Consider the following 937-nt stretch of genomic DNA (forward strand, 5'->3'; position numbering starts at 1 on the left):
AGTATTTATCCGTAAATAACATTGACTGGTAGCTCAATCTTGCGCAGAGCGATGATGGCCGCAGCAAGGTGGTTGAGCGCCAGGAAGGTGTGTTCGAGCTTCTCGTAGCGCACCAATAGTTTCCTGAATCGGTTGAACCAGCCATGGCAGGCCTCGACCACCCAGCGGCGGGCCTTCTTCTTCGGGTCTCGCTTCTTCTGCGCCGCTTCGCTCTTGCGGCTGACCACATGCGGGATATAGCCATGGGCCAGAATCACGGTCATGGCGCCTTTGCCGCGATAGCCCGCATCGGCGCACAGATGCTTGGAGCGGCGCTGCTTGGGAGTCGGACGTTTGACCACGATGGCATTGAGCACGGCCTCAATCTGCGTCACGTCGTGCGCGTTGGCTCCCGTCACGACGAGGGACAACGGGACGCCACGCCCGTCCACCAGCAGGTGGCGCTTGCTGCCATTTTTTCCCCCGGTCCGTCGGATTGGGGCCAACCGCCTCTTGCGCCAGTGGCGCCTTGAACATCGCCCCGTCAATGCTCTGCCAACGCCAGGCAATACCCTGTAGGTCGTCGTATTCGGCCAGGCCCGCCTTCCATAACGACTCAAAGAACCCGGCCCTGGACCATTGCATGAATCTCTGGTGCACCGCGCTGGCACTGCCAAAGCGCTCGGCTGGCAACGCCTTCCATTGGCAGCCCGTCCTCAGGACGTAGACAATGGCCTCGAAGACCAAGCGCGGCGCCTTGGCTGGACGCCCCGCTCCTGCACTGCGCAGGTATTGTTTGTTCGGGTCGCGCACTGGTTGCGGCACCAGAGGCTCTACCCGGGCCCAGAATTCATCCGTCACTTCCCACGAATGGGCATGGGCCTTGGCCATCTGTCTGTCCTGCGCCGAGTGAAGGTCGGCTCAGGTTTGGAGTTTACTTAATTTACGGATAAATCCT

At 60.5% G+C, this 937-nt stretch carries 1 protein-coding gene; it reads right to left on the reverse strand.

What is annotated here, in order from left to right; genetic code table 11:
- Positions 1-5: 5 nt before the first annotated feature.
- Positions 6-870, reverse strand: a protein-coding gene (locus AC1Q5S_RS22285; protein WP_492239461.1) for an IS5 family transposase whose coding sequence is annotated in 2 segments (ribosomal slippage) — positions 6-459 and positions 458-870 — 867 coding nt in all. Because the reading frame shifts where the segments join, the coding sequence is not laid out codon by codon here.
- Positions 871-937: the final 67 nt, after the last annotated feature.

The organism is Acidovorax sp. GW835-FHT14B10, from assembly GCF_058793725.1.